This is a genomic window from Burkholderia sp. CCA53 (assembly GCF_001685525.1).
In the GTDB taxonomy this organism is placed as follows: domain Bacteria; phylum Pseudomonadota; class Gammaproteobacteria; order Burkholderiales; family Burkholderiaceae; genus Burkholderia; species Burkholderia multivorans.
Genome location: NZ_BDDJ01000003.1, coordinates 497,219 through 522,129, shown reverse-complemented (window position 1 = coordinate 522,129; position 24,911 = coordinate 497,219). Strand labels below are relative to the sequence as shown.

General features: G+C 67.7%; 27 protein-coding genes and 1 pseudogene. 25 read left to right on the top strand and 3 right to left on the bottom strand.

Going from position 1 to position 24,911, the window contains the following annotated elements; genetic code table 11:
- Nucleotides 1-32: 32 nt before the first annotated feature.
- From BCR55_RS29000 to BCR55_RS28975, 6 genes are all read left to right on the top strand, one after another.
- Nucleotides 33-1,499 (top strand): aldehyde dehydrogenase family protein, encoded by a 1,467-nt coding sequence (locus tag BCR55_RS29000; protein WP_006408964.1) that lies wholly within the window; start codon nucleotides 33-35, stop codon nucleotides 1,497-1,499.
- Between the two features lie 7 nt (nucleotides 1,500-1,506).
- Entirely contained in the window at nucleotides 1,507-2,574 is a 1,068-nt protein-coding gene (locus tag BCR55_RS28995) for a maleylacetate reductase (protein WP_065497162.1), read from the top strand.
- A gap of 28 nt (nucleotides 2,575-2,602) precedes the next feature.
- A complete protein-coding gene (locus BCR55_RS28990; protein ID WP_065497233.1) occupies nucleotides 2,603-3,475 on the top strand; it encodes an intradiol ring-cleavage dioxygenase in 873 nt (290 codons plus the stop codon).
- Between the two features lie 5 nt (nucleotides 3,476-3,480).
- Nucleotides 3,481-3,792: a YciI family protein gene (locus tag BCR55_RS28985; protein WP_006405414.1), complete on the top strand. Its 312-nt coding sequence runs from the start codon at nucleotides 3,481-3,483 to the stop codon at nucleotides 3,790-3,792.
- A gap of 2 nt (nucleotides 3,793-3,794) precedes the next feature.
- Nucleotides 3,795-4,130, top strand: a complete 336-nt coding sequence (locus BCR55_RS28980; protein ID WP_006405413.1) for a Rieske 2Fe-2S domain-containing protein — start codon at nucleotides 3,795-3,797, stop codon at nucleotides 4,128-4,130.
- A gap of 222 nt (nucleotides 4,131-4,352) precedes the next feature.
- Nucleotides 4,353-5,441 (top strand): porin, encoded by a 1,089-nt coding sequence (locus BCR55_RS28975; RefSeq protein WP_006405412.1) that lies wholly within the window; start codon nucleotides 4,353-4,355, stop codon nucleotides 5,439-5,441.
- 219 nt (nucleotides 5,442-5,660) lie between these two features.
- Here BCR55_RS28975 and BCR55_RS28970 read toward each other — a convergent pair whose 3' ends face one another.
- Nucleotides 5,661-7,514: an ABC transporter ATP-binding protein gene (locus BCR55_RS28970; protein WP_065497160.1), complete on the bottom strand. Its 1,854-nt coding sequence runs from the start codon at nucleotides 7,512-7,514 to the stop codon at nucleotides 5,661-5,663.
- A 278-nt stretch (nucleotides 7,515-7,792) separates the two neighbouring features.
- On the opposite strand from BCR55_RS28970, the gene BCR55_RS28965 reads away from it, so the two are divergent.
- The 10 genes and pseudogenes from BCR55_RS28965 (at nucleotide 7,793) to BCR55_RS28925 (ending at nucleotide 13,581) form a co-directional block, all read left to right on the top strand.
- A complete protein-coding gene (locus BCR55_RS28965) occupies nucleotides 7,793-8,359 on the top strand; it encodes a TetR/AcrR family transcriptional regulator (protein ID WP_006399226.1) in 567 nt (188 codons plus the stop codon).
- 233 nt (nucleotides 8,360-8,592) lie between these two features.
- A complete protein-coding gene (locus BCR55_RS28960; protein ID WP_065497159.1) occupies nucleotides 8,593-9,018 on the top strand; it encodes an organic hydroperoxide resistance protein in 426 nt (141 codons plus the stop codon).
- Nucleotides 9,019-9,077: 59 nt separating this feature from the next.
- A complete protein-coding gene (locus BCR55_RS28955; protein ID WP_006405408.1) occupies nucleotides 9,078-10,112 on the top strand; it encodes an alpha/beta hydrolase in 1,035 nt (344 codons plus the stop codon).
- Nucleotides 10,113-10,180: 68 nt separating this feature from the next.
- A pseudogene (locus BCR55_RS33980) lies at nucleotides 10,181-10,300 on the top strand (acetaldehyde dehydrogenase); the annotation flags it as partial.
- A 34-nt stretch (nucleotides 10,301-10,334) separates the two neighbouring features.
- The gene (locus BCR55_RS33650; RefSeq protein ID WP_244104639.1) at nucleotides 10,335-10,532 is read left to right on the top strand and encodes a hypothetical protein; all 198 of its coding nucleotides are present in this window, start codon (nucleotides 10,335-10,337) and stop codon (nucleotides 10,530-10,532) included.
- Nucleotides 10,533-10,555: 23 nt separating this feature from the next.
- Nucleotides 10,556-11,614, top strand: a complete 1,059-nt coding sequence (locus tag BCR55_RS28945) for a maleylacetate reductase (RefSeq protein WP_065497231.1) — start codon at nucleotides 10,556-10,558, stop codon at nucleotides 11,612-11,614.
- A 163-nt stretch (nucleotides 11,615-11,777) separates the two neighbouring features.
- Nucleotides 11,778-11,900, top strand: coding sequence for a dioxygenase (locus tag BCR55_RS33645; RefSeq protein WP_230847226.1), 123 nt, complete (start codon nucleotides 11,778-11,780; stop codon nucleotides 11,898-11,900).
- Nucleotides 11,901-11,954: 54 nt separating this feature from the next.
- A complete protein-coding gene (locus BCR55_RS28935; RefSeq protein WP_006411108.1) occupies nucleotides 11,955-12,326 on the top strand; it encodes a CidA/LrgA family protein in 372 nt (123 codons plus the stop codon).
- Nucleotides 12,323-13,057, top strand: coding sequence for an LrgB family protein (locus BCR55_RS28930; RefSeq protein ID WP_006405403.1), 735 nt, complete (start codon nucleotides 12,323-12,325; stop codon nucleotides 13,055-13,057). The genes BCR55_RS28935 and BCR55_RS28930 overlap by 4 nt, the downstream gene beginning before the upstream one ends.
- A gap of 215 nt (nucleotides 13,058-13,272) precedes the next feature.
- Nucleotides 13,273-13,581, top strand: coding sequence for a hypothetical protein (locus tag BCR55_RS28925; RefSeq protein ID WP_006399218.1), 309 nt, complete (start codon nucleotides 13,273-13,275; stop codon nucleotides 13,579-13,581).
- Between the two features lie 90 nt (nucleotides 13,582-13,671).
- Here BCR55_RS28925 and wrbA read toward each other — a convergent pair whose 3' ends face one another.
- Together wrbA and BCR55_RS28915 are read right to left on the bottom strand one after the other, a co-directional pair.
- Entirely contained in the window at nucleotides 13,672-14,274 is a 603-nt protein-coding gene (gene wrbA, locus BCR55_RS28920; protein WP_006405402.1) for an NAD(P)H:quinone oxidoreductase, read from the bottom strand.
- Between the two features lie 62 nt (nucleotides 14,275-14,336).
- Entirely contained in the window at nucleotides 14,337-15,062 is a 726-nt protein-coding gene (locus tag BCR55_RS28915) for a pirin family protein (protein ID WP_006410166.1), read from the bottom strand.
- Between the two features lie 127 nt (nucleotides 15,063-15,189).
- Between BCR55_RS28915 and BCR55_RS28910 the strand changes: the two genes are divergently transcribed.
- The 9 genes from BCR55_RS28910 to BCR55_RS28870 all read left to right on the top strand — a co-directional run bounded on the left by BCR55_RS28910 (nucleotide 15,190) and on the right by BCR55_RS28870 (nucleotide 24,753).
- A complete protein-coding gene (locus BCR55_RS28910) occupies nucleotides 15,190-16,074 on the top strand; it encodes a LysR family transcriptional regulator (protein WP_065497158.1) in 885 nt (294 codons plus the stop codon).
- Between the two features lie 197 nt (nucleotides 16,075-16,271).
- Nucleotides 16,272-16,466 (top strand): DUF3311 domain-containing protein, encoded by a 195-nt coding sequence (locus BCR55_RS28905; RefSeq protein WP_006405399.1) that lies wholly within the window; start codon nucleotides 16,272-16,274, stop codon nucleotides 16,464-16,466.
- Nucleotides 16,467-16,544: 78 nt separating this feature from the next.
- A complete protein-coding gene (locus tag BCR55_RS28900) occupies nucleotides 16,545-17,939 on the top strand; it encodes a sodium:solute symporter (protein ID WP_006405398.1) in 1,395 nt (464 codons plus the stop codon).
- A gap of 36 nt (nucleotides 17,940-17,975) precedes the next feature.
- The gene (locus BCR55_RS28895) at nucleotides 17,976-19,643 is read left to right on the top strand and encodes an amidohydrolase (RefSeq protein ID WP_065497157.1); all 1,668 of its coding nucleotides are present in this window, start codon (nucleotides 17,976-17,978) and stop codon (nucleotides 19,641-19,643) included.
- Nucleotides 19,640-20,632: a GTP-binding protein gene (locus BCR55_RS28890; RefSeq protein WP_065497153.1), complete on the top strand. Its 993-nt coding sequence runs from the start codon at nucleotides 19,640-19,642 to the stop codon at nucleotides 20,630-20,632. Before BCR55_RS28895 ends, BCR55_RS28890 begins: the two co-directional genes overlap by 4 nt.
- 137 nt (nucleotides 20,633-20,769) lie before the next feature.
- On the top strand, nucleotides 20,770-21,699 hold the full coding sequence (locus tag BCR55_RS28885) for a TauD/TfdA family dioxygenase (protein ID WP_065497230.1): 930 nt from the start codon (nucleotides 20,770-20,772) through the stop codon (nucleotides 21,697-21,699).
- A 47-nt stretch (nucleotides 21,700-21,746) separates the two neighbouring features.
- Nucleotides 21,747-22,802, top strand: a complete 1,056-nt coding sequence (locus BCR55_RS28880) for an ABC transporter substrate-binding protein (RefSeq protein ID WP_065497151.1) — start codon at nucleotides 21,747-21,749, stop codon at nucleotides 22,800-22,802.
- 152 nt (nucleotides 22,803-22,954) lie between these two features.
- Nucleotides 22,955-23,875, top strand: coding sequence for an ABC transporter ATP-binding protein (locus tag BCR55_RS28875; RefSeq protein ID WP_065497149.1), 921 nt, complete (start codon nucleotides 22,955-22,957; stop codon nucleotides 23,873-23,875).
- Nucleotides 23,875-24,753 (top strand): ABC transporter permease, encoded by an 879-nt coding sequence (locus BCR55_RS28870; RefSeq protein WP_065497147.1) that lies wholly within the window; start codon nucleotides 23,875-23,877, stop codon nucleotides 24,751-24,753. The genes BCR55_RS28875 and BCR55_RS28870 overlap by 1 nt, the downstream gene beginning before the upstream one ends.
- Nucleotides 24,754-24,911 lie beyond the last annotated feature (158 nt).

Genomic DNA, 24,911 nt, shown 5'->3' with positions numbered 1-24,911 from the left:
GCCGCGCTCGCGCAACCAATCGAGGACGATTCATGCAAACCCAACTCTTCATCGACGGGCGCTTCGTCGACGCCGTCGACCGCGGCACGATCGACGTGCTCAATCCGCACGACGGCTCGTTGATCGCGAAAATCGCCGCCGCCACCGCCGCGGACGTGGACGCGGCGGTCGAAGCCGCGACGCGCGCGTTTCCGAAATGGTCGGCGTTGGCGGCGGCCGAGCGCGGCCGGCTGCTGCTGCGTCTGGCGGATGCGATCGAGGCGAATGCCGAGGAACTCGCCCAGCTCGAATCGCTGGATACCGGACACCCGATCCGCGATTCCCGGGCGCTCGACGTGCCGCGCACGGCAGCGTGCTTTCGCTACTTCGGCGGGATGGCCGACAAGCTGCAAGGCTCGGTGATTCCGGTCGAACCGGGCTTCCTCAACTATGTGCAGCGCGCGCCGATCGGCGTAGTCGGGCAGATCGTGCCGTGGAATTTCCCGCTGATGTTCACGAGCTGGAAGATGGGCCCGGCGCTGGCCGCCGGCAACACGGTCGTGCTGAAACCGTCGGAGATCACGCCGCTGTCGACGCTGCGGATCGTCGAGCTGATGGCCGAGGTCGGATTTCCGGCCGGCGTCGTCAATATCGTGCCCGGCTATGGACACACCGCCGGCCAGCGGCTCGCCGAACACCCCGGGGTCGGCAAGATCGCGTTCACCGGTTCGACCGCGACGGGCCGCCGGATCGTCGACGCATCGCAGGGCAACCTGAAGCGCTTGCAGCTGGAGCTGGGCGGCAAGGGCGCGAACATCGTATTCGACGATGCGAACCTCGACGCCGCGATCAACGGCGCCGCGTGGGCGATCTTCCACAACCAGGGGCAGGCTTGCATCGCAGGTTCGCGTCTGATCCTGCACGAGCGTATCGCAGACGCGTTCCTCGAGCGCTTCGTGTCGCTGGCTTCGTCGATCCGCATCGGCAATCCGCTGGACCCGGACACCGAGATGGGTCCGCTGACGTCGAAGCAGCATCTCGATCGCGTGCTGTCGTTCGTCGACGTCGCGCGCGAGCAGGGCGGCCGCGTGCTCGCCGGCGGCAGCGCGCCGCAGGATGCCGCACTCGCCGACGGTTATTACGTGCGTCCGACCGTCATCGAAGCGAAGAGCGCAGCCGATCGCATCGCGCAGGAGGAAGTGTTCGGTCCGTTCGTCACGGTGCTGCGCTTCGGCAGCGACGAGGAAGCGCTGTCGATTGCGAACGCGACCGAATACGGGCTCGGCAGCGGTTTGTGGACCAACGATCTGTCCCGCGCGCACCGGATGGCATCGAAGATCGACGCCGGGATGTGCTGGATCAACTGCTACAAGCGCGTCAACCCGGGCAGCCCGTTCGGCGGCATCGGCAAGTCGGGCTACGGCCGCGAGATGGGCTTCGAGGCGATGCACGACTACACGGAAGCGCGCTCGGTGTGGGTCAACGTCGACGGCAACGTGCCGCCGCACTTCAAGCGTTGAGGTCGCGATGGAGCGCTTCGTCTACCAGGGAACGCCTTCGCGCGTCGTCTTCGAATGGGGCGCGCTCGAACGGCTGCCGGACGAGCTGAATGCATTCGGCGTGCAGCGGGCGCTGATCCTGTCGACGCCCGAGCAGCAGCCGCTCGCGGAGCGCGTGAGCCGCGTACTGGGCGAGCGCGCGGCCGGCGTGTGCGCGCAGGCCGTGATGCACGTGCCGGTCGAAGTGGCACGCGCGGCATGCGAGATGGCCGTCGAACTCGGCGCGGACTGCTGCGTCGCGATCGGCGGCGGTTCGACCATCGGGCTCGGCAAGGCGATCGCACTCGAATCGTCGCTGCCGATCCTCGCCGTGCCGACGACCTACGCGGGCTCGGAGATGACGCCGATCTTCGGGCTGACGGAAGGCCGCCTCAAGCGCACCGGGCGCGACCCGCGCGTGCTGCCGCGCACGGTGCTTTACGACCCGTCGCTGACGCTGTCGTTGCCGCCGGGGATCTCGGCGGCGTCCGGCGTCAACGCGATGGCGCACGCGGTCGAGGCGCTCTATGCCGACGATGCGAACCCGGTCATCAGTCTGATGGCGGAGGAATCGATACGTGCGCTCGGCGAATCATTGCCGGCGATCGTTCGCGCGCCCGACGATCGCGAGATGCGCAGCCGCGCACTGTATGGCGCCTGGCTTGCCGGCACGTGCCTGGGCGCGGTCGGCATGGCGTTGCATCACAAGCTCTGTCATACGCTCGGCGGCACCTTCAACCTGCCGCACGCGCAGACGCATGCCGCGATGTTGCCGCATACCGCGCACTACAACCATGCGGCGGCGCCCGACGCGCTGCGACGTGTCGCGCGGGCGCTGGGCGGCAGCGACGCCGCCGACGCCGGGCCGCTGTTGTTCGAACTGAACCGGCAGCTCGGGCTGCAGGCGGCGCTTGGCGACCTCGGGATGCCGGAGGCGGGCCTCGACGAAGCCGCCGACCTCGCCTGCCGGAATCCGTATGCGAACCCGCGGCCGATCGAACGTGCGCCGATCCGCGCGTTGCTTCAGCATGCATGGGAAGGGCGCGCGCCGCGGTGAGCGGCGGTCCGCGTCAAAGGAGACGAACGTGACGAATGATCATGACGACGGCGATACGCGGTTGACCGAGCAGGTCGTCGCCAGCTTCGACGGCGCGCCGAACCCGCGCTTGCGCATGCTGGTGCAGAGCCTCGTGCGGCACCTGCATGCGTTCGTCCGCGAAACCGAGCTGACCGAAGCCGAGTGGATGGCCGCGATTCGCTTCCTGACCGAAACCGGGCAGATGTGCGACGACGTCGTGCGGCAGGAGTTCATCCTGCTGTCCGACACGCTCGGTGTGTCGATGCTGGTCGACGCGATCAACCATCGCTTGGCGACCGGTGCGACGGAAACGACGGTGTTTGGACCGTTCTACATCGAAGGGATGCCCGATCGCGCGTATGGCGAGAACATGGCGCTCACGCCCGGCACGCCGGCGCTCGTGCATGGCCGTGTGCTGACCACCGACGGTGCGCCGGTGCCGGATGCCGTGCTCGACGTCTGGCAGACCGCCGACAACGGCATGTATTCCGGACAGGACCCGGCGCAGCCGCACGGCAACTTGCGAGGCCGCTACCGGACCGACGCGCAGGGGCGTTACGCGATCACGACGATTCTGCCGGTCAGCTATCCGATTCCGACCGACGGCCCGGTCGGCAAGATGCTCGACGCGACCGGGCGGCATCCGTGGCGCCCCGCACACCTGCACTTCATGATCGATGCGCCCGGCTATCGCAGGCTCGTCACGCATCTGTTCGACGAGGAAGACGCGTACCTGCAGTCGGATGCCGTGTTTGGCGTGAAGCCGTCGCTGATGGTCGCCTATCGCCGGCGCGAAGCGGGCGATGAGCTGGCGCGCCGGTTCGGCATCAACGGTGCGTACCGCGAAGCGACGTACGACTTCGTGCTCGACCGGAGCTGACCGATATGGCTCGATTCTTTGCGGTGTTCGCGACGGACCAGCCGGGGATGCGCGACGTGCGCGATCGCGTGCGGTCCACGCATCGCAGCTATCTGCGCTCGGCGGCTCAGCATGGCGTGTACGTGCGGCTCGGCGGCCCGACGCTCGATCCGCAGGGCGATGCGATGAACGGCACGCTGCTTGTGATCGAAGCCGATGATATCGATGCGGTGATGCGGTTCGTCGGCAACGATCCCTATGTGAAGGAAGGGCTGTTTTCGCGGGTGGAGGTGCGGCCGTGGGACTGGAGCCTCGGCAACCCGGAGCGGAGAGTCTGAGCATGAACGCGACGCAACTCTGCCGCGTCTCCGACGTGCCCGACGGCGGGGCGCGGGTCGTCGATGAAGCGTGCATCGGCCGGTCGGTGATCGTCGTGCGGCGCGGGGCGCAGGTGTGGGCGTACGTGAACCGCTGCCCGCATTTCTCGGTTCCGCTCGACTTCGTACCGGGCAACGTTTCGTGCTATCGGTCGCAGGTGCTGATGTGTGCGCATCACAGCGCGCTGTTCCGGTTCGACGACGGGATGTGTATCGACGGGCCGTGCGCCGGTGCGGGGCTGGAAGCCGTGCCGGTTGAAGTCGATCCGGCGGCGTGGGTGATTTGCCGAGACGCTTGAATCGAGGGTTCGCGTAATCGCGTCGACGCGATGAAGCCAGCGACGCGCGCGTGATATTTCGTTCGTTCTGTTGAATCAGTATCACTAAGCAACGTCGGATGTGCCGCCCTGAATCGTCGTCGATCCGGGGCAGGGAAGGTGTTGTTTCAAAAAAAGCATCGGGCGAGCGCCGGTGACGTAGCGGACGCCCGCTCGCGAATTTCCAAAAAAGACGGAGACACGATGAAACTCGGGTTTGGTGTAGTCGCGATGCTCGCCATCGCGCCGGGCGCGTATGCGCAAAGCAGCGTGACGCTGTTCGGGCTGATCGACAGCGGCATTTCGTATGTGGGTAACGAGGGCGGCGGGAAGAACGTCAAGTTCGACGACGGCATCTTCACGCCGAACCTGTTCGGCCTTCGCGGCACGGAAGATCTCGGCGGCGGCTATCACGCGACGTTCGCGCTCGTGAACCAGTTCTCGATGGCGAACGGCAGCATCGTCGGCACGGGCCTCTTTGCCCGTAACGCTTACGTCGGCATCGAGAGCGACCGGTTCGGCAGCGTCCGGCTCGGTAACCAGTACGACTTCATGGTCGATTCGCTGTTCGCGAAGGGCAACGCGATTTCGATGGACATCACGGGGCTGTACGGCTTCAGGAACGGGCCGTTTCAGCGGCTTGCGCTGCCGAACAATCCGACCGGGGCGTTCGATTGGGACCGCACGGCGGGCAGCAAGCCCGTTGCGAATTCCGTCAAATACAGTTCACCGACGATTGGCGGGTTTTCCGGCGGCGTGATGTATGCGTTCGGCGGTGTGGCCGGTTCCGTCGGCGCGAACAATACCGTCAGCGTCGGATTGAACTACGAGGCCGGTGCATTGGGTATCGGCGCGGCCTATACGAACGAGAAGTACGGCTCGACGCCGGGGACACCGTCGACCAGCGTGCGCAACTGGGGCGTCGGCATGCACTACGACTTCGGCGCGGTCACCGCCAAGGCCTTGCTGACCACCGTGCGCAATTCATTCAACGAAGCCGGCGTGTGGATGGCCGAAGCCGGCACGGTCTGGCGGATCCGGCCGGACGTCTTTCTCGGCGCGAAATACATGTACATGAAGGGCAACGAAGCCGTGAACGACAACCATGCGCATCAGCTCAGCGTCGCGCTGCAATACCTGTTGTCGAAGCGCACGATGGTGTATGTGTCCGCCGACTATCAACGCGCGAATAGCGGCGCGAATGCGCAGATCAACGGCGTGCTCGATCCGAACGGGGCCTCCAGCTCGGCGAGCCAGGCCGTTGCACGCATCGGGGTGCATACGATGTTCTAAGGCGGTGGCGGGCGAACTTGGCATGCGGCTTCTTCGAACATCTCGGGCTGATTGCCGCACTCGTTCTCGTCACCGTGCTGGGCGACGTTCAACGCGGGGACGCCCGCAGCCCGCGCCTGAGCGCCGGTCCGGCCGGTTGCGACGGGACGGGGATGCACTCGCGAAGCCGTTCGCCGGCCTGGCGTGCACCGATGCCGGCGGCCGGCTTCACCGCGACGCTCACTGCGCGGGTGCCGCCTCGTCCGCCGTCTCGCCGAGAAACCCGCCGCTCTGATGGGCCCACAGCGCCGCGTAAATCCCGCCTGCCTGCAGCAATTGCTGATGCGTGCCTTCCTCGACGATTCGTCCTTCGTCGAGCACGATCAGCCGGTCCATCGCCGCGATCGTCGAGAGCCGATGCGCGATCGCGATCACCGTCTTGCCCGTCATCAGACTGTCGAGGCTGCGCTGGATCGCGACTTCGACCTCGGAGTCGAGCGCGCTCGTCGCTTCGTCGAGCACGAGAATCGGCGCGTCCTTGAGCATCACGCGCGCGATCGCGACGCGCTGCCGCTGGCCGCCCGACAGCTTCACGCCGCGCTCGCCGACCTCGACGTCATAGCCCGAGCGCCCATGCCGGTCGCGCAGCCGCTCGATGAATTCCGACGCTTCCGCACGCTCGGCGGCGGCGCGCATCTCCCGTTCGGTCGCATCCGGGCGGCCGTACAGGATGTTCTCGCGCATCGTCCGATGCAGCAGCGACGTATCCTGCGTGACCATGCCGATGGCCGCGCGCAGGCTGTCCTGCGTGACGTGCGCGATGTCCTGCCCGTCGATCCGGATCGCGCCGCCGTCCACGTCGTAGAAGCGCAGCAGCAGGTTCACGAGCGTCGACTTGCCGGCGCCCGAGCGGCCGATCAGGCCTATCCGCTCGCCCGGACGAATCGTGAGGTTCAGCCCGTCGAACACCGGCTTCTCGTTGTCGTCATGCGCGAACCGTACGTTGTCGAACACGATCTCGCCGCGCGACACGACGAGCGGCCGCGCATCGCGCGCGTCGACGACGCTGCGCACGCGCGTGAGCGTCGTGATGCCGTCCTGGATCGTGCCGACGTTCTCGAACAGCTCGGTCATCTCCCACATGATCCAGTGCGAGTAGCTCGACAGCCGCAGCGCCATCGCAATCACGGCGGCGACGACGCCTGCGCTCGCTTCGCCGTGCATCCACAGCGCGACCGCGAGGCCCGTCGAGCCGACCAGCAGCGCCGTCGACAGCAGATGATTGACGATCTCGAACGCACTGACGAGCCGCATCTGCGCATCGCCGGTGACCTTGAACGCTTCGATCGCGCGCCGCGCGTGATCCGCCTCGCGGCGCGTATGCGAGAACAGCTTGACGGTCGTGATGTTCGAATACGCGTCGGTAATGCGGCCCGTCATCAGCGCGCGCGCATCGGCCTGCTCGCTGCCGACGCGGCCGAGACGCGGCACGAAATACGCGCACGCGGCGCCGTAGCCGAGCGCCCACAGCGCGAGCGGAATCATCAGTCGCCAGTCGAAGCTCGCGGCAAGCGCGAGGATGCCGAGCAGGTACGCAGCCACGCCGATCACGACGTCGACCGACATGAACAGCGCGTCGCGCACGGCGAGCGCAGTCTGCATGATCTTCGTCGTCACGCGGCCCGCGAATTCGTTCGCATAGAACGACAGGCTCTGTTCGAGCATCAGTCGATGAAACAGCCAGCGCAGCCGCATCGGGAAATTGATCGCGAGCACCTGATGCTTGACCATCGTGTGCAGCGCGATCAGCACGACGCTGCCTGCGAGGATCGCCGCGAAGCCGGCCAACGTGCCGAAGTGAAGCTCGCCGAACGTCGCCGGCGTGGCCGACGACAGCCAGTCGACCACGCGGCCCATCATCGCAAACAGCGCGGCTTCGTAGGCGGCGAGCGCCGCCGAGGTCAGCGCGATCAGCAGGATCCAGCCGCGCGCGCCCTGCGTGCAGGCCCAGACGAACGAGAAGAAGCCGTTCGGCGGCGTCGCGGGCTCTTCGAGCGGGAAGGTCGGCAGCCGTCGTTCAAACCACGAATACATCGATCATTCTCCTGATGCGATCAGGCGACGGGGCCCGATCGGTCATGCTAATAGCGGTGGGTGTGCGGCCGCATGTGCCCGCGCCGGCTCACGGCCGTTACAGCGCGGATTGCGTCGCGGCCGCGACGCCCGGCTGCGAGTGTCGCATCGTTTCGCCTGCGTTGCAGGGCGGTTGTAAACCATGCCGGCACGGCGGCCGCTCGGCGGCGCGCCATCTTTTTTATCGAGTCGCAAAAAAGTCCTTGACTGTCTATCTATGAGTAGATAAAGTTCGATCCATGGAAACGAAACCGACCGTCCGCGAACAGATTCTCGATCACGCGATCACGCTGATGATGCTGCGCGGCTACAACGGCTTCAGCTATCGCGACCTGTCCGATCTGGTGGGCGTGAAGACGTCGAGCATCCATTACTACTTCCCGTCGAAGGACGATCTCGTGCTGGAAGCGGTAGCGGCATACAGCGACGAAGTGCTGGCCGCGATGCGCGCGATCGATCCGTCGTTGCCGGCCGACGTGAAGCTGAGTCTGTACACGAAGCTGTTCGGGCGCACGCTCGGCGACGGCGACCGGATCTGTCTGTGCGGCATGCTTGCGGCCGATATCGAGTCGCTGCCCGACAACGTGCGGCAGGCGGTGCAGGCGTTCTTCCAGGCGAACGAGCGCTGGCTCGCGGAGCTGCTCGCGCAAGGCGCGAAGGAAGGCACGCTCAGCTTCAGCGGCAAGCCCGACGCGGCGGCGCGCGCGCTGTACGCGGCGTTTCAGGGCAGCGTGCTCGCGAGCCGGCTGTTTCATACGCGGGCGCGCCTCGAGGACGTCGAGGCGGTCTGGAAGACGCGGGCCTGACGACGGGGCGCGTGAGCAAGAAGGAGGGCGGTTCGCCGCCCTTTTGTCGGGTTTGGTTGTCTATCTTTTGGTAGATAGACTAAGTTGCGCAGATGCCTGGGCATCTGCATTTTTTGGGGATGTTTATCTATCTATGAGTAGATAAACAAGCGCGAAGCCGGCGACGACGATGCCGCCTGCGAGCGACCCCGGTTGGAAGGTTGTTCCACTCACTCGTTGAAAAGGAGCCTGTCATGTCGATCGAAAAAGTGCTGTACCGCGCTCACGCAAAAGCCACCGGCGGCCGCGACGGCCGTGCGACGGTGCCCGAAAGCAATCTGGACCTGAAGCTCACGACGCCGCGCGAACTCGGCGGCGCGGGCGGTGCAGGCGCGAATCCCGAGCAGCTGTTCGCGGCCGGCTACAGCGCGTGCTTCATCGGCGCGATGAAGTTCGTCGCGGCGCGCGCCAAGATCGCGATGCCCGCCGACGCGTCGATCGAAGGCAGCGTCGGCATCGGCGCGATCCCGAACGGCTTCGGCATCGAAGTCGAACTGAAGATCTCGCTGCCGGGCCTCGAGCGCGAGGTCGCGCAGACGCTGATCGAGCGCGCGCATGTCGTCTGCCCGTACTCGAACGCGACGCGCGGCAACATCGACGTCACGCTGACGCTCGTCTGACCGTACATGGCAACCGACCCGTTCATCGCCCATCCATTACCCGATTCAGGAGTCTCATCATGAAGATCGTCAAGCCGCTGCTGATCGTCGCCGCCGTCGCGGCATTGTCTTCCGCCGTTCCGGCCGCGTTCGCGGCAGGCGCCGACACCGTGCGCCCCGACGCGACCACGAGCGCGTTTCTCGCCGCGTTGAACGCGCAGAAGGGCCCGGGCCTCGAAACGCTGAGCCCCGCGAAGGCGCGGCAGGTGCTCGTCGACGCACAGAACGGCGTGAAGGTCGACCTGTCGGGGATCGACGTGTCGAACCGCACGATCGAGCAGGACGGGCTGTCCGTGCCGATCACGATCGTGCGTCCGCAACACGCGACGGGCACGCCGCCCGTGTTCATGTTCTTCCACGGCGGCGGCTGGGTGCTCGGCGATTTCCCGACGCACGAGCGGCTCGTGCGCGATCTCGTCGTGCAATCGGGTGCGGTGGCCGTGTTCGTCAACTACACGCCGTCGCCGGAAGCGCGTTATCCGGTCGCGATCAATCAGGCCTATGCCGCGACGAAGTGGGTCGCCGCACACGGTGCCGAAATCGGCGTCGACGGCAGCCGTCTCGCGGTGGTCGGCAATAGCGTCGGCGGCAACATGGCGGCGGTCGTCGCGCTGATGGCGAAGGACAAGGGCGGGCCGGCGATTCGCTTCCAGGGTTTGCTGTGGCCCGTCACCGATCACGACTTCGACACGGGTTCGTATCGCGCGTATCAGCAGGGCCACTTCCTGACGCGCCCGATGATGAAGTGGTTCTGGGACGCGTACACGAAGAACGAAGCGCAGCGCAACGAGATCTATGCGTCGCCGCTGCGCGCGAGCGTCGCGCAACTGAAGGGGCTGCCGCCCGCGCTGATCCAGGTCGCGCAGTTCGACGTGCTGCGCGACGAAGGCGAAGCATACGGCCGCAAGCTCGACGCGGCCGGCGTCGAAGCGACGACGACGCGTTACGACGGCACGATCCACGATTTCGGGCTGCTCAACGCATTGGCCGCCGATGCGCCGACGCAGGCCGCGCTGAAGGCGATGGCGAACGAAATCGCGACGCGTCTGAAGTAACCGCGCATGCGCGCGCCGCGAGGTGCGCGCGGAGATCGACGCGGCGGGCCTACGCCCGCCGCTTTTGCGTGCATGCGAAGCCGGGCGACCGCGTCGCGCAGCACGCAGGGTTCGGCCCGTTCGTGACGGTCACGACGTTTCGCACCGGCGACGAGGCGCTCGCGATCGCGGCCCGCGTCGCGTGCGGGCTCGGCGCCGGCCTCTGGACGCGCGACCGACAGCGTGCGCACGGCTTCGCACGCGGATCCGAGAGGCGATGCGGATCGCTACAAGCGCGTGAGCCCCGGCTCGCCGCTCGGCAGCGTCTGCGCGAGCGACGACGGGCGCGCAAAGAGCTTCGACGCGATGCACGAGTACATCCATGCGAAATCGGTGTGGTTCGACGTCGATGCGCAGATTCCGCCGTACTATCCGCGTTGAACCTTTACACGGAGCGCATCGCGATGCATTCGTTCGTCTACAACGGCCTGCCGTCGCGCGTCGTATTCGGCGCGGGCAGTCTCGCGCAGTTGCTGCAGGAAATCGAGCGCCTTGGCGCGACGCGCGCGATCGTGCTCTCGACGCCGCCGCAGCGCGCGCAGGCCGAAGCGCTCGCGCATCGGCTCGGCGCGCGCGCCGCCGGCGTGTTTGCCGAAGCGGTCATGCACGTGCCGATCGAGACGGCGCGCGCGGCCCGCGCATTTGCCGCGCAGGTCGATGCGGACTGCGCGATCGCGATCGGCGGCGGCTCGACGACGGGCCTCGGCAAGGCGATCGCGCTCGATTCGGGGCTGCCGATCGTCGCGGTGCCGACGACCTATGCCGGCTCCGAAATGACGCCGATCTACGGGCTCACCGAAGGCGGGGTGAAGAAGACGGGCCGCGACCTGCGCGTGCTGCCGAAGGCGGTGATCTACGATCCGGACCTGACGCTGTCGCTGCCGGTGGCGCTCTCGGTGACGAGCGGGATCAACGCGATCGCGCACGCGGCCGAAGGGCTGTACGCGCCCGACGCGAACCCGGTCGCGAGCCTGATGGCGGAGGAAGGCATACGTGCGTTGGCCGGCGGCCTGCCGCGCATCGTGCACGACGCGCACGACGCCGACGCGCGCGCCGACTGTCTGTACGGTGCCTGGCTGTGCGGTGCCGTGCTCGGCAGCGTCGGGATGGCGCTGCATCACAAGCTGTGCCATACGCTCGGCGGCACGCTGAACCTGCCGCACGCGGAAACGCATACGATCGTGCTGCCGCATGCGCTCGCTTACAACCGCGACGCCGCGCCGGCCGCGATGCGCCGCATCGCTGCCGCACTGGGCGCCGACGACGCGGCACGCGGCGTCTTCGATCTCGCCCGTGCCAGCGGCGTGCCGGTCGCGCTGAAGGACATCGGCATGGAGGAGGCCGACATCGAACGCGTGCTCGATCTCGCGTTGCGCAACCCGTACTGGAACCCGCGCCCGCCCGAGCGCGCATCGCTGCGCGCGCTGCTCGAAGACGCCTATGCGGGCCGCCGGCCGGCGTGAGCGGCGCGACGCCGGCGAGCCCATTGCGGCGCGCGCGTCGCGCCGACGAAGAGACGAGACGGAGCCGAGTTCCGGCGCACGCGCCGACGAAGCGCCGAGCGCGATCCTCGACACGGTGCGCGCGACATTCGATGCCTGGCACGATCTGCGGCTCAAAACGATCATGAGCGCACTGGTACGGCATCTGCACGGCTTCGCGCGCGAGCTCGAACTGACGCCGGCCGAACGACGCTGCAGGTTTCGCGAACTTGGTACGATCGCGCTTACCGCGCGCCAAGGCCGGTAGCGGCCGGCGCGTGCCGGCCGCCGCGGCGCGCGCCGTCGTCAGGAGAATCGCTTCATGTTGCAGGCTTTCGCGGTATTGCTGACCTTCCAGTGTCTCGGGGAAGGGGTGTCCTATCTGTTCGGTTTGCCGGTGCCCGGCCCGGTGATCGGCATGCTGCTGTTGTTCGGTTTCGCGATGCTGCGGCCGCAGGTCGCCGACGCGATCGAGCCGACCGCGCTCGAACTGCTGCGCCATCTGTCGCTGCTGTTCGTGCCGGCCGGCGTCGGGATCATGGTGTCGGCGGGCCGCGTGCGCGGCGATGCGGTCGCGGTCGTCGTCGCGCTCGTCGTCAGCACGACGCTCGCGATCGCCGTTACCGCACTCGTCACGCGCGCGCTGCTGCGGCGCCAGCAACGCGCGACCGGCACCGCGGAGGGCACGCGATGACGGCCTTCCCGAAGCTCGGCGCGATCTGGGTCTACCTCGCCGCGAGTCCGCTGCTCGGACTCACGATCACGTTGATCGCGTATCTCGTCGCGCAGGCCGTCTATGCGCGTGCCCGCTTCAATCCGCTCGCGAACCCGGTGCTGATCGCGGTCGCGCTGATCGTCGCGCTGCTGACGCTGACGCGCACGCCCTACCCGACGTATTTCGAAGGGGCGCAGTTCGTCCACTTCCTGCTCGGCCCCGCGACCGTCGCGCTCGCGCTGCCGCTGTATCGCCAATGGGCGAAGCTGCGCCGCGCGGCGTTGCCGCTGCTGATCGGCCTCGTCGCCGGTTCGCTGACGGCGATCGTGTCGGCGGTCGGCATCGCCGCGTTGCTCGGCGCGTCTCATCAGACGATTGCGTCGCTTGCGCCGAAGTCCGCGACGACGCCGATCGCGATGGCGGTCGCCGCGGAGATCGGCGGCATTCCGTCGCTGACGGCCGTGCTCGTCATTTCGACCGGGATCTTCGGCGCCGTCTGCGCGCGCAGCATCCTGAACGCGCTGCGCATCGACGAGCCCGCGGTGCGCGGCTTCGCGCTCGGCGTCGCCTCGCATGGCATCGGCACCGCGCGCGCGTTTCAGGTCAGCGAGGAAGCCGGTGCGTTCGCCGGGCTCGGGATGGGACTCAATGGCGTGCTGACCGCGTTCGTCGTGCCGATCCTGCTGCCGATCGTATCGCGCTGGCTCTGAGCGGCGCGGTGCGGTCGTACGGCAGTCTCGCATTGCGCGTTTCGATCGCGGCCGGCACGTATGCGGGCCGTTATCGCCGGAATTCACGAATGCACAAGGACAATTCCGCGGCGATCGGCTAACGTTGCATCGGCGCCGTCGTGCGCAACCGACATCCGTCGCGAGCGCGCCGGCGCCGCTCGATTCACCCTCGACAATCGACAAGGAGATCCGGCATGAAGCAGTCTCGCGTGGTTTCGGTGGCAGTGGCAGTCACGGCGTCGTTCGGTCTGCTGTTGACCGCCGCGCCGGCGGCATGGGCGCAGGACACGACGGCGGCATCCGCGCCGACGCAGAAGCAGCTCGACAAGGCGAAGAAGAAAGCGGCGCGCAAGGCGGCACGCGAGCGGCACGCGAAGGACCTGAAGGCGATCGGCACGGGCAGCGGCTATCGGCTGACCAACGATCAGAGCAACTATCCGCAGAACGCGGTGCAGAAGGCGCCGGCCAACGCGGCGCCGGCCGCGCCGGCTTCCGGGCAGTAACGCCGGCGGCGCCCGCCGCCTGCGCGCGGCGTCGCGGCGCCACGCCCGTAACGCGCATGGTCGCCCCACGCGCGCGACCTGACGACGGGCTTACGAGGCGAGCTTCACCGCGAGTTCCGCGACGTGCTTGCCCTGATAGCGCGCGATGTCGAGTTCGTTCGCGCTCGGCTGACGGCTGCCGTCCGCGCCCGCTAGCGTCGTCGCGCCGTACGGCGTGCCGCCCGTGATCTCGTTCATGTTGACAAGCCCGCTGCACGCATACGGCACGCCGACGATCACCATCCCGTGATGCAGCAGCGTCGTATGGAACGACGTGATCGTCGTTTCCTGGCCGCCGTGCTGCGTGCCCGTCGACGCGAACACGCTGCCGATCTTGCCGACCAGCGCGCCCTTCATCCACAAGCCGCCCGTCTGGTCGAGAAACGTGCGCATCTGGCCGGCCATGTTGCCGAAGCGCGTCGGCGTGCCGAACAGGATCGCGTCGTAGTTCGCGAGCTCGTCCACGGTCGCGACCGGTGCGGCCTGATCGACCTTGATGCCGATCGCCTTCGCCTGATCGGCGGGAATCGTCTCCGGCACGCGCTTGAGCGTGACCTCGACGCCGGGCACCGATTTCGCGCCTTCCGCGACGTGCTGCGCCATCGTTTCGACGTGTCCGTAGGACGAGTAGTAAAGAACGAGTACCTTGGCCATGTTGCGAATCTCCGCTTAAAAGAAGCCCCGCACGCGGCGGGGCCCGGTTTCCCGAGCAGGCGTCATGCCCACTCGGCCGTCACTTCGATCGGACGCAGGTCGAAGACCAGCACTTCGGCGTCGTGGCCATCGGCGAACGTCAGCGCCTGTTCGCCGCGAATCCGTGCGCCGTCGCCTTCACCGAGCGTCACGCCGTTGACCGTGACGCTGCCGCGCGCGACGTGCACGTACGCGAAGCGATCCGGCGCGAGCTCGAGCGTCGCGCGTTCGTCGCCGTCGAACAGGCCCGCGTAGATCCGCGTGTCCTGGCGGATCTTCAGCGAACCGGCGGTGCCGTCCGGCGACACGACGAGCGCGAGCTTGCCGCGCTTGTCGTCGGCCGCGACGTGCGTCTGCTGGTAGCGCGGCGCGGCGCCTTTCTCGGCCGGCCCGACCCAGATCTGCAGGAAGTGGACGGGCGCGTCCGGCGAGTGGTTGAACTCGCTGTGGCGCACGCCGGTGCCGGCGCTCATCAGCTGCACGTCGCCCGGCACGATCACCGAGCCGGTGCCCATCGAATCCTTGTGCTCCAGCGCGCCTTCGAGCACGTACGACAGGATTTCCATGTCGCGGTGCGGGTGCGTGCCGAAGCCGCGCGCCGGCGCGACGCGATCGTCGTTGATCACCAGCAGATCGGAGAAGCCGACCTGCTGCGGATCGAAGTAGTTCGCGAACGAGAACGTGTGGCGGGAGCTGAGCCAGCCGTGCTCCGCACGGCCGCGTTGGTTTGCTGCACGGATGTCGATCATGATGGGTCCTTGGTGACGCGTCGCCTCGGAGGTGGGCAGTCGCGCTGTGTTGACATCCATCGTAGGTCAATCGATTTGACAAATAAATCGCTGAGGCGATAATCACTGTCGCACCCAAGTGGACAATATGGAACTCAACGACCTCCGGATCTTCGTCGCGACCGTCGATGCGGGCAGTTTCACCGCAGCGGCCGATCAACTGATGCTGTCGAAGCAGTTCGTCAGCCGGCGCACGATGGCGCTCGAGGCATCGCTCGGCGTGCGCCTGCTGCACCGGAACACGCGCAATCTCGCCGTGACCGAATCGGGCCAGGAGTTCTATGCACGCGCGCAGCGGATCCTCGCGGAAGTCGCCGACGCCGAGCAGGCGATGTCGGTGCGCAGCACCGAACTGCACGGTTCGCTGAAGATCAGCGCGCCGCTGTCGTTCGGGATCACGCACGTCTCGCCGCTGATCGCCGAGTTCCTGTCCGCGCACCCGGCTGTGCGGCTCAATCTCGATCTGACCGATCGACGCGTCGACGTGATCGGCGAGGGCTTCGATCTCGTGCTGCGGATCGGCGCACTCGAGGATTCGACGCTGATCGCGCGGGCGCTCGGCGCGTGGAAGATGATCGCGTGCGCGAGCCCCGCGTATCTGAAGCGGCACGGCGCGCCCGCGACGCCGGCCGAGCTCGCGAATCACACGTGCCTGCTGTACGGGCGCGAGCGGCGCGTCGGCTGGGAGTTCCGCGTCGACGGCGCGCCGCGCACGTTCGACGTGCAGGGGCCGCTCGTCGCGAACAACGGCGAAGTCGTGCGCGATGCGGCGATTGCGGGGCTCGGCATCGCGCTGCTGCCGTCCTTCATCGTCGGCGCGGCGCTCGACAGCGGCGCGCTCGTGCCGGTGCTCGACGCGTACGCGCCGGCGCCAATCACGCTGAACGCGGTGTTTCCCCAGCATCGCGAAGGCTTCGTCACGCTGCGTACGTTCATCGGATTTCTCGCCGAACGCCTCGGTCCGCGCGCGTGACGCGGTGCGGCGCGGTGCGGCGCGCGTCGCGCTCGCGTTCACGTTGGCCTGCACGCCCGCTGGCCCAAACGATTCCCCGCGTCTGGCACTATCGCCGCGCATTTTGGCTTCGAATACTGGGTTCGACGATTGCGCGCGACGTGCCGCAGCGCGCTCGCATCGCTGTTCCCGACGAACCCGTTAGCGAGGAGGCGCGCATGCTCCGATATCTGATCGGCATCGGTATTCCGTATCTCGGTGTGATGGGCGTGCTGCCGTGGGTCGCGTCGCAGGACCGCTACGTGTTCGGCGTGCCGTTTCTGTTCATGTGGATCTTCGCGTGGTTCGTGCTGACGTCCGGCTGCCTGTTCGCGTGCTGGATGCTGTTCGACCGCCATGCACCCGGCGCATAGCCGATTCGTTCGCGCGGACCGCCGGCCGCCTGCGCTTTCCGGCGAACCCTTCGTTCCCGTTCTTTCGCCGAGGTGCGCATGTCCACGGTCGTCTTCGCCGCGCTGATCGCGCTGTCGCTTTACCTGGCCTACCGCTCGCGACGCGGGCACGGCAAGCAGAGCGTGCATGACTTCTTCGTCGCGTCGGGCCAGTTCGGCACGGCGCTGCTGTTCTTCCTGACCGCCGGCGAGATCTACAGCATCGGCACGATGGTCGGCTTTCCGGGCGGGATCTACGCGAAAGGGCCGACCTACGGCGTATGGTTTCTCGGCTATATCCTGCTCGCCTATCCGATCGGCTATTTCATCGGCCCGAAGATCTGGGAAGCCGGGCGCCGGCATCATGCGATTACGCTCGCGGATCTGTTCAAAGGCCATTACGGCAGCCGCGCGCTCGAGCTGATCGTTGCGCTCGCATCGATCGTGTTCCTGATTCCGTGGGGGCAGATGCAGTTCACGGGGCTCGCCGCCGCACTGAAAGGACTCGGCTGGCACGTCGATCCGCTGTATCTGATTCTCGTCTGCGCGGCGCTCGCGTTCACGTATATCGCGATGTCGGGCGTGCGCGCGTCCGCGTATATCGCGATCCTGAAGGACATCCTGATGCTGGTCGCGATCGTCGTCACGGGCACGGCCGTCGCATTGAAGGTCGGCAGCGTGCATCCCGTATTCGAAGCCGCGAGCCGGCACGTGAGCAACACGATGACTGCACCGCAGCTGCGCTTCTCGATGAGCACGATGCTCTATCAGTCGCTCGGCTTCTACATCATGCCGTTCGCGGTGCAGGGCTTTTTCACGGCGCGCGGGCCGAACACGATTCGCCGCACGCAGGTCGCGATGCCGCTGTACATGCTGATGTATCCGTTCCTCGTCGTCGCGTCGTATTACGCGATCAGCGCGAACCTGAAGCTTGCGTCGCCGAACGATGCCTTCTTCGCGGCCGTCGTCCATCTGCTGCCGGGCTGGCTGATCGGGCTCGTCGCGGCGGGTGCCGCGTTGTCGGGGCTGCTCGTGCTGGCCGGCATCTGTCTCGCGATCGGGCCGATCGTCACGCGCAACCTGATGCCGAATCTGCCCGAGACGCGCCAGAAGCGCGCGGCGAAATACGTGATCGTCGGCTATCTGCTGCTGTCGATCGCGACGACGATGCTGACGCCGAATCTGATGCTCACGCTGATCAACACGACGTTCTACGGCATCGCGCAGTTTCTGCCCGGCGTGCTGATCCTGCTCGCCCAGCGTCGCGTGCGACCCGTCGCCGTGGCATCGGGCATGCTGTGCGGGCAGGCGCTCGCGATGCTGTTTTACCTGTTGCATGTCGATTTCGGCGGCATCAATCTCGGCCTGGTGTGCCTCGTCATCAACATGCTGGTCGTCGCGGCCGTGCACGCGACGCTGCGCGGGCGACCGGTCAAGCACTATGCGGTGTCCTGACGCGCGTGTCGCGCGTCTCATGGAGGAAAACCATCGATGCAAGCATTCGCGAGCCCCGACGCGCGCGTGACGATCTTCGCCGCGCGCCGCATCCTGACGATGAATCCGGCGCAGCCGGCGGCCACGCACGTCGCGGTGCGCGACGGCCGCATTCTCGCGGTCGGCGACGCCGACGACGCGGCCGCGTGGCACACGCGCTTCGGCGCATGCGCGACCGACGACACGCTGCGCGACCAGGTGCTGATGCCGGGTTTCGTCGAAGGGCATTGCCATCTGATGGAAGGCGCAATGTGGGATGCGGCGTACGTCGGCTACTACGATCGCCGCGGGCCGGACGGCACGCGATGGCCGGGCCTGCGCTCGCTCGACGCGGTGCTCGACCGGCTCGCGCAGGCCGAGCGCGCGATGACCGACGACGGGCCGCTGCTCGCCTGGGGCTTCGATCCGATCTTCTTCGGCACGTCGCGGCTGACGGTGCGCGAGCTCGATCGCGTGTCCGCGCGCCGGCCGATCGCGATCCTGCATGCGAGCGTGCACCTGATGAACGTGAACGGCGCGATGCTTGCGCAGGCGGGCATCGACGAAGACACCGACATCGACGGCATCTCGCGCGACGCCGACGGGCGGCCGACCGGCGAATTGCAGGAGTTTGCGGCGATGTTTCCGGTCTATCGGGCGATCGGCAGCAAGCTCGCGATTTCGGCCGGCGAGCAGCCGCATGCGATCCGCAATTTCGGTCGCGTCGCGCAGCTCGCGGGCGTGACGACGGCGACCGATCTCGTGAACGATCTTTCGCCGGCAGGCAATCGCACGCTGCGCGACGTGACGGGCGACGTCGACTATCCGGTGCGCATCGTGCCGGCGTTCGCGCCGCAGCGCAGCCCCGCGCGCTCGGCCGACAGCGTGCTCGCCGAAGTGGCGCGCAATACCGACAAGCTGCGTTTCGGCGCGGTGAAGTTCATCGTCGACGGCTCGATCCAGGGCTTCACGGCGCGCGTGCGCTGGCCCGGCTACGCGGGCGGCCAGCCGAACGGGCTGTGGCTGATTCCGCCCGCGCAGCTCGTCGACGTGTTCGCGCCGTTTCATCGCGCGGGATTGCAGCTGCATATCCACACGAACGGCGACGAGGCGACCGAGGTTGTGCTCGACGCGATGACGACGCTGCTCGCGCGCGATCCGCGCCCCGATCATCGCCACACGCTGCAGCACTGCCAGATGGCGGACGCCGCGCAGCTCGCGCGCATCCGCGCGCTCGGGATGTGCGTGAACTTCTTCGCGAACCATCTGTACTACTGGGGCGACGCGCATTACGCGCAGACGATCGGCCCCGACCGTGCGAACCGGATGGACGCGGCCGGCTCCGCGCAGCGGCTCGGCATTCCGTACGCGCTGCATTCGGACGCGCCGATCACGCCGCTGAATCCGCTGTTTACCGCTTGGTGCGCGGTGCAGCGCGAGACCGCGTCGGGGCGCGTGCTCGGCGAGCACGAGCGAATCTCGGTCGACGACGCGCTTCGTGCGATCACGCTCGGTGCCGCGTATACGCTGAAGATGGATCATCTCGTCGGCAGCATCGAGGTCGGCAAATGCGCGGATTTCGCCGTGCTCGACGACGATCCGTCGCGCGTTGCGCCGGCGCGGCTCAAGGACGTGCGTGTGTGGGGCACCGTGCTGGGCGGACGCGTGTTCCGCGCACCGCAATGAACGCGGCCGCCGCGCCGATCGATCTCGCGGTCGTCGGCGGCTATCTCGGCGCGGGCAAGACCACCGTCGTGAACGCGATCCTGCAGGCCCGGCACGGCCGCCGCATCGCGGTGCTCGTCAACGACTTCGGTGCCGTCAACATCGACGCGCGCCTCGTGCGTGCGCGTGGCGACGACGTGATCGAGCTCGACAACGGCTGCATCTGCTGCACGATCGGCGGCGCGCTCGTCGATGCGCTGACACGCGTCGCGGCGCGCGATGTGCGTCCCGAACTGCTGCTCGTCGAAGCCAGCGGCGTCGCCGATCCCGCGAAGATCGCGCAGATCGGCATGCTCGACGGTGCGTTCCGGCTGACGTCGGTGCTCGTCGTCGCCGACGCGCTGGCGCTCGACGATACGCTCGCCGATCCGCACGTCGGCGCGATCGCGCAACGGCAGCTCGACGGCGCGAGTGCGCTCGTCGTCACGAAGCTCGACCTGCTTGCGCCGCCGCAGCGCGACGCGGCGCTGGCGCGTGTGCGTGCGCGCGCGTCGACCGACATCGTCGTTGCCGCGTCGCACGGCGCGATTCCGCTCGCGCTGCTGTTCGATGCCGCGGTGCCCGATCGGCGCGCGACGCTGCGCATCGCACGCGGGCACCGGCCGATCGGCAGCGACGCGATGCCGGCGCTCGCGAGCGTGACGGTCGCGCTGCCGCAGGTGCTCGACAAGGCGCGGCTGCGCGCGTGGCTGAAGGCGCTGCCGCGCACGATCCTGCGCGCGAAAGGCGTCGTGCGCGTCGCGGACGGCGACGACGTCGCGCTGCGCGTATGTCAGGTCGCGGCACGGCGCGTGCGCCTCACGCCGCACGAATCGGAAGCCGAAGCCGACCGGCGCTGCGCGATGGTGTTCATCGGCATTCTCGATGCCGGCACGGCGGCTGCGCTGCATGACGGGCTCGCGCAATGCCGCGCGTCGGGCGTGGCGGCGTCGCCGTCGCCGGTAGATTGACGGCGGGCGATGGCGCGCCGACGCCCGAGCGTCGGTCTTTATCGTCAAAGCAGATAAACGTATCGAAATCGCTTCGTTGACGCTTGTGTTGCGGCGCTCGTAGATTCGCGTTTTTGACCGAATCGGAGGGCTGCACCGTGACGACCACTGCCACCCGCGACGCGGCACCGGATGCCGCCGTGCGACCGCCCGTGTCGCACGCGTCGGCCGCGCCGCAGCGGTTCGAGATCGTGCCGTTCGATGCGCCGCTCGGCGCCGAAGTCGTCGGCATCGACCTGTCGCAGCCGCTCGACGCCGACGCGTTCGCGCGGATCCGGCGCGCTCATCTCGACCATCATGTGCTCGTGTTTCGCGACCAGCGCATCACGCCGGACGAACACGTCGCATTCAGCCGCCGTTTCGGCCCGCTGCAGACCCACGTGCTGCATCAGTTCGCGCTGCCCGGCCATCCGGAAGTGCTTATCGTGTCGAACATCGTCGAGAACGGCAAGCCGATCGGCCTTGGCGACGCCGGCTACTTCTGGCATTCCGACCTGTCGTACAAGCGCCGCCCGAGCCTCGGCTCGCTGCTGCACGCGCAGGAGCTGCCGGCCGAAGGCGGCGATACGTTGTTCGCGAACATGCATCTCGCGTGGGACACGTTGCCGGCGGCGCTGCGGCGCGCCGTCGAAGGGCGCCGCGCGGAGCACACCTATCTCGCGCGCTATGCGGAGCTGCAGGCACGCAGCCCGTGGCGGCCGAACCTGTCCGCCGAGCAGATCGCGCAGGTCGAGCCGGTCGTGCATCCGGTCGTGCGCACGCATCCGGAGACGGGCCGCCGCGCGCTGTTCGTCAGCGAGCATTTCACGACGCGCATCGTCGGGCTGCCCGACGATGAAAGCCGTGCGCTGCTCGACGAATTGTTCGCGCACAGCGTGCGCGCCGAGCATCAGTATCGGCATCGCTGGCGCGACCACGACCTCGTGTTCTGGGACAACCGGTCGCTGCTGCATCTGGCCGCCGGCACGCCCGACCATCTGCGCCGCAAGCTGTACCGCACGACGATCGAAGGCGACGAACCGTTCTGATCGCACGCCGCACCCGTTTCCGCCACTCATTTCCGACCGGAGGTCCGATGTCGTTTTCGTTTCTGTCCGCGCTGACCGGCGCTGCATCGCGCCGGCGTCGCGCGCTCGCCGCGACGTTCGCCGCCGCACTCGCATTCGCGGGCATGGCGGCGCCGCAGGCCGCGCAGGCCGAAGGCCGGATTCGCATCGCCGAGCAGTTCGGCGTCGTCTATCTGATGCTGAACGTCGCGCGCGACCAGCAGCTGATCGAGAAGGAAGGGCGCAAGGCGGGGCTCGACATCAAGGTCGACTGGGTGCGGTTGTCGGGCGGCGCGGCCGTCAACGATGCGCTGCTGTCCGGGGCGGTCGACATCGCCGGCGCGGGCGTCGGCCCGCTGCTGACCGTGTGGGACCGCACGCGCGGCCGGCAGAACGTGAAGGGCGTCGCGTCGCTCGGCAATTTTCCGTACTACCTCGTCAGCACCAATCCGAACGTCAGGACGATCGCGGACCTGAGTGCGAAAGACCGGATCGCGGTGCCGGCCGTCGGCGTGTCGGTGCAGTCGCGCGTGCTGCAGTATGCGGCCGCGAAGCAATGGGGCGACCGTCAGTTCGACCGGCTCGACGCGCTGACGCAGGCGATTCCGCATCCGGACGCGACGGCGGCGATCGTCGCGAACAGCAACGTGATCACGGGCCACTTCGGCAACCCGCCGTTTCAGGAGCAGGAACTGGCCGGCAATCCGAACGCGCATGTCGTGCTCAATTCGTACGACGTGCTCGGCGGTCCGAGCTCCGCGACCGTGCTGTACGCGACCGAGGCGTTTCGCCGCGACAACCCGAAAACGTACCGCGCGTTCGTCGCCGCGCTCGCGGATGCCGCGCAGCAGATCGCAGCGGACCCCGAGCGTGCGGCGGACGTCTACATTCGTGCGAACGGCTCGAAGATCGATCGCGCGTTGCTGCTGAAGATCCTGCGCAATCCGCAGGTGCAGTTCAAGATCGCGCCGCAGAACACGCTGCGGCTCGCGCAGTTCATGTATCGCACGGGCGCGATTCGCCACGAGCCGACGTCGTGGCGCGACTATTTCTTCGACGATCCGGCGACGGCCGGCGGCAGCTGAGTGCGCCGACGCAAGCGTCGCCGCTGCTGCAGCGGCGGCATGCACGCTTATGCATCGCCCGGATTAGGTTATGCGCAATCGTTGGTTGGTGTGCGCACCGGGCAGCCGTATCGTGATGCGTTATCGACGTTTTATCCGCGAGAGCTTCGATCGTGAATGCCCCTTCTTCCCGCACCTGGCTGCCGCCGTTCGCGGCGCGCGATCGCGCGTCGTCCGATACGGGCACGCCTGCGTCCGCGTCGCGTGACGCCCATCGCGCGGCGCCGCAGGCCGCACCTTCCGCCGCGCACAGCGCACGTCTGCTCGCCGTCGACCGCGTGACGCTCGAGTACCGCACCGGCACGCGCATCGTGCGTGCGACGCAGCAGGTCAGCTTCGACGTGTACGGCGGCGACCGCTTCGTGCTGCTCGGCCCGTCCGGCTGCGGGAAATCGACGCTGCTGAAGGCGATCGCCGGCTTCGTCGAACCGGTCGCCGGCACGATCTCGCTCGACGGTGCGCCGGTGCACGGGCCGGGCCCGGATCGCGTGGTCGTGTTTCAGGAGTTCGATCAATTGCCGCCGTGGAAGACCGTCGTGGAGAACGTCGCGTTTCCGCTGCGCGTCGCCGCGAAGCTGACGCGTGCCGAAGCGCGCGAACGTGCGCTGCACTATCTCGACAAGGTGGGGCTCGGCGCGTTCGCCGATGCGTATCCGCATACGTTGTCGGGCGGCATGAAGCAGCGCGTCGCCATTGCGCGCGCGCTCGCGATGCAGCCGCGCGTGCTGCTGATGGACGAGCCGTTCGCCGCGCTCGATGCGCTGACGCGCCGCAGGATGCAGGAAGAGCTGCTGCGGCTGTGGGACGACGCGCGCTTCACGCTGCTGTTCGTCACGCACTCGATCGAGGAAGCGCTCGTCGTCGGCAATCGCATCCTGCTGCTGTCGCCGCATCCGGGCCGCGTGCGCGCGGAGCTCAACAGCCACGCATATGGGCTCGACAGCGTCGGCAGCGGCGATTTCCGCGCGAGCGTCGCGCGCATTCATCGGCTGCTGTTCGACACCGATACATCGCAGACGGGGGAGGCCGCCTGATGCGACCGTTCGATCCTGTCCTGCCGCCCGTGCGCGCGGAATACGAGCGCGAGCTCGAACCGCCGCGCGATGCCGAGCGCGCGGCGCCGTTGCCGTTGGTGCGACGTGTCGCCGACGCGGCGTGGTTTCGCCGCGCGGCGATCGCGTTCGTTCTGATCGCCGCATGGGAGATCGTCGCGCGCGTCGTCGCGAACGATCTGCTCGTGCCGACCTTCGGCGCGACGCTGGCCGCGTTCGTCGACGGCATCGTGTCGGGCGAGCTGCTCGTGAAGACCGGCATCTCGATGTCGGTGCTGCTGCGCGGCTATGCGCTCGGCGTGCTGCTCGCGTTCGTGCTGACGTCGGCGGCGGTGTCGACGCGCTTCGGCCGCGATCTGCTGGCGATGCTCACGTCGATGTTCAATCCGTTGCCGTCGATCGCGCTGCTGCCGATCGCGTTGCTGTGGTTCGGGCTCGGCACCGGCAGCCTGCTGTTCGTCCTCGTGCATGCGGTGCTGTGGCCGCTCGCGCTGAACATGTATACCGGCTTCGTCGGCGTGCCGGCGACGCTCAGGATGGCGGGCCGCAACTACGGCCTCACTGGCCTGCGGCAGGTGCTGCTGATCCTCGTGCCGGCCGCGCTGCCGTCGATCCTGTCCGGGCTGCGCGTCGGCTGGGCGTTTGCGTGGCGCACACTGATCGCGGCGGAACTCGTGTTCGGCGCGAGCGCCGGGCAGGGCGGGCTCGGCTGGTACATCTTTCAGAACCGCAACGAGCTCTATACGGACCGCGTGTTCGCCGGCCTGGCGGCCGTCATCGTGATCGGGCTGCTCGTCGAGCATCTCGTGTTCGACACGCTCGAACGCGTGACCGTGCGGCGTTGGGGCGTCCAGCACTGATCGGTACCGACACCGATGCGCGCCCGACGGCGTGCCGCTCGGACGGAGGTTGTCCACAGGGTTATGCACGAAAACTGTGGACAGCTTGAGGCATGCGGCCGTGTGAGCCCGGTTCCGCGAGGGAGGCGCATGGTGCCGCGTCATGCGGCGTCTCGATT

What these genes read in the sequence shown, in the direction of transcription:
- BCR55_RS28985 (WP_006405414.1), top strand. Translation starts at nt 3,481, where the DNA reads ATGGCTCGATTCTTTGCGGTGTTCGCGACGGACCAGCCGGGGATGCGC.
- BCR55_RS28910 (WP_065497158.1), top strand. Translation starts at nt 15,190, where the DNA reads ATGGAACTCAACGACCTCCGGATCTTCGTCGCGACCGTCGATGCGGGC.
- BCR55_RS28995 (WP_065497162.1), top strand. Translation starts at nt 1,507, where the DNA reads ATGGAGCGCTTCGTCTACCAGGGAACGCCTTCGCGCGTCGTCTTCGAA.
- BCR55_RS28890 (WP_065497153.1), top strand. Translation starts at nt 19,640, where the DNA reads ATGAACGCGGCCGCCGCGCCGATCGATCTCGCGGTCGTCGGCGGCTAT.
- BCR55_RS28915 (WP_006410166.1), bottom strand. Translation starts at nt 15,062, where the DNA reads ATGATCGACATCCGTGCAGCAAACCAACGCGGCCGTGCGGAGCACGGC.
- BCR55_RS28900 (WP_006405398.1), top strand. Translation starts at nt 16,545, where the DNA reads ATGTCCACGGTCGTCTTCGCCGCGCTGATCGCGCTGTCGCTTTACCTG.
- BCR55_RS28970 (WP_065497160.1), bottom strand. Translation starts at nt 7,514, where the DNA reads ATGTATTCGTGGTTTGAACGACGGCTGCCGACCTTCCCGCTCGAAGAG.
- BCR55_RS28925 (WP_006399218.1), top strand. Translation starts at nt 13,273, where the DNA reads ATGAAGCAGTCTCGCGTGGTTTCGGTGGCAGTGGCAGTCACGGCGTCG.
- BCR55_RS28870 (WP_065497147.1), top strand. Translation starts at nt 23,875, where the DNA reads ATGCGACCGTTCGATCCTGTCCTGCCGCCCGTGCGCGCGGAATACGAG.
- BCR55_RS29000 (WP_006408964.1), top strand. Translation starts at nt 33, where the DNA reads ATGCAAACCCAACTCTTCATCGACGGGCGCTTCGTCGACGCCGTCGAC.
- BCR55_RS28975 (WP_006405412.1), top strand. Translation starts at nt 4,353, where the DNA reads ATGAAACTCGGGTTTGGTGTAGTCGCGATGCTCGCCATCGCGCCGGGC.
- BCR55_RS28935 (WP_006411108.1), top strand. Translation starts at nt 11,955, where the DNA reads ATGTTGCAGGCTTTCGCGGTATTGCTGACCTTCCAGTGTCTCGGGGAA.
- wrbA (WP_006405402.1), bottom strand. Translation starts at nt 14,274, where the DNA reads ATGGCCAAGGTACTCGTTCTTTACTACTCGTCCTACGGACACGTCGAA.
- BCR55_RS28960 (WP_065497159.1), top strand. Translation starts at nt 8,593, where the DNA reads ATGTCGATCGAAAAAGTGCTGTACCGCGCTCACGCAAAAGCCACCGGC.
- BCR55_RS28980 (WP_006405413.1), top strand. Translation starts at nt 3,795, where the DNA reads ATGAACGCGACGCAACTCTGCCGCGTCTCCGACGTGCCCGACGGCGGG.
- BCR55_RS28880 (WP_065497151.1), top strand. Translation starts at nt 21,747, where the DNA reads ATGTCGTTTTCGTTTCTGTCCGCGCTGACCGGCGCTGCATCGCGCCGG.
- BCR55_RS28895 (WP_065497157.1), top strand. Translation starts at nt 17,976, where the DNA reads ATGCAAGCATTCGCGAGCCCCGACGCGCGCGTGACGATCTTCGCCGCG.
- BCR55_RS28930 (WP_006405403.1), top strand. Translation starts at nt 12,323, where the DNA reads ATGACGGCCTTCCCGAAGCTCGGCGCGATCTGGGTCTACCTCGCCGCG.
- BCR55_RS33645 (WP_230847226.1), top strand. Translation starts at nt 11,778, where the DNA reads ATGAGCGCACTGGTACGGCATCTGCACGGCTTCGCGCGCGAGCTCGAA.
- BCR55_RS28955 (WP_006405408.1), top strand. Translation starts at nt 9,078, where the DNA reads ATGAAGATCGTCAAGCCGCTGCTGATCGTCGCCGCCGTCGCGGCATTG.
- BCR55_RS28905 (WP_006405399.1), top strand. Translation starts at nt 16,272, where the DNA reads ATGCTCCGATATCTGATCGGCATCGGTATTCCGTATCTCGGTGTGATG.
- BCR55_RS28965 (WP_006399226.1), top strand. Translation starts at nt 7,793, where the DNA reads ATGGAAACGAAACCGACCGTCCGCGAACAGATTCTCGATCACGCGATC.
- BCR55_RS28945 (WP_065497231.1), top strand. Translation starts at nt 10,556, where the DNA reads ATGCATTCGTTCGTCTACAACGGCCTGCCGTCGCGCGTCGTATTCGGC.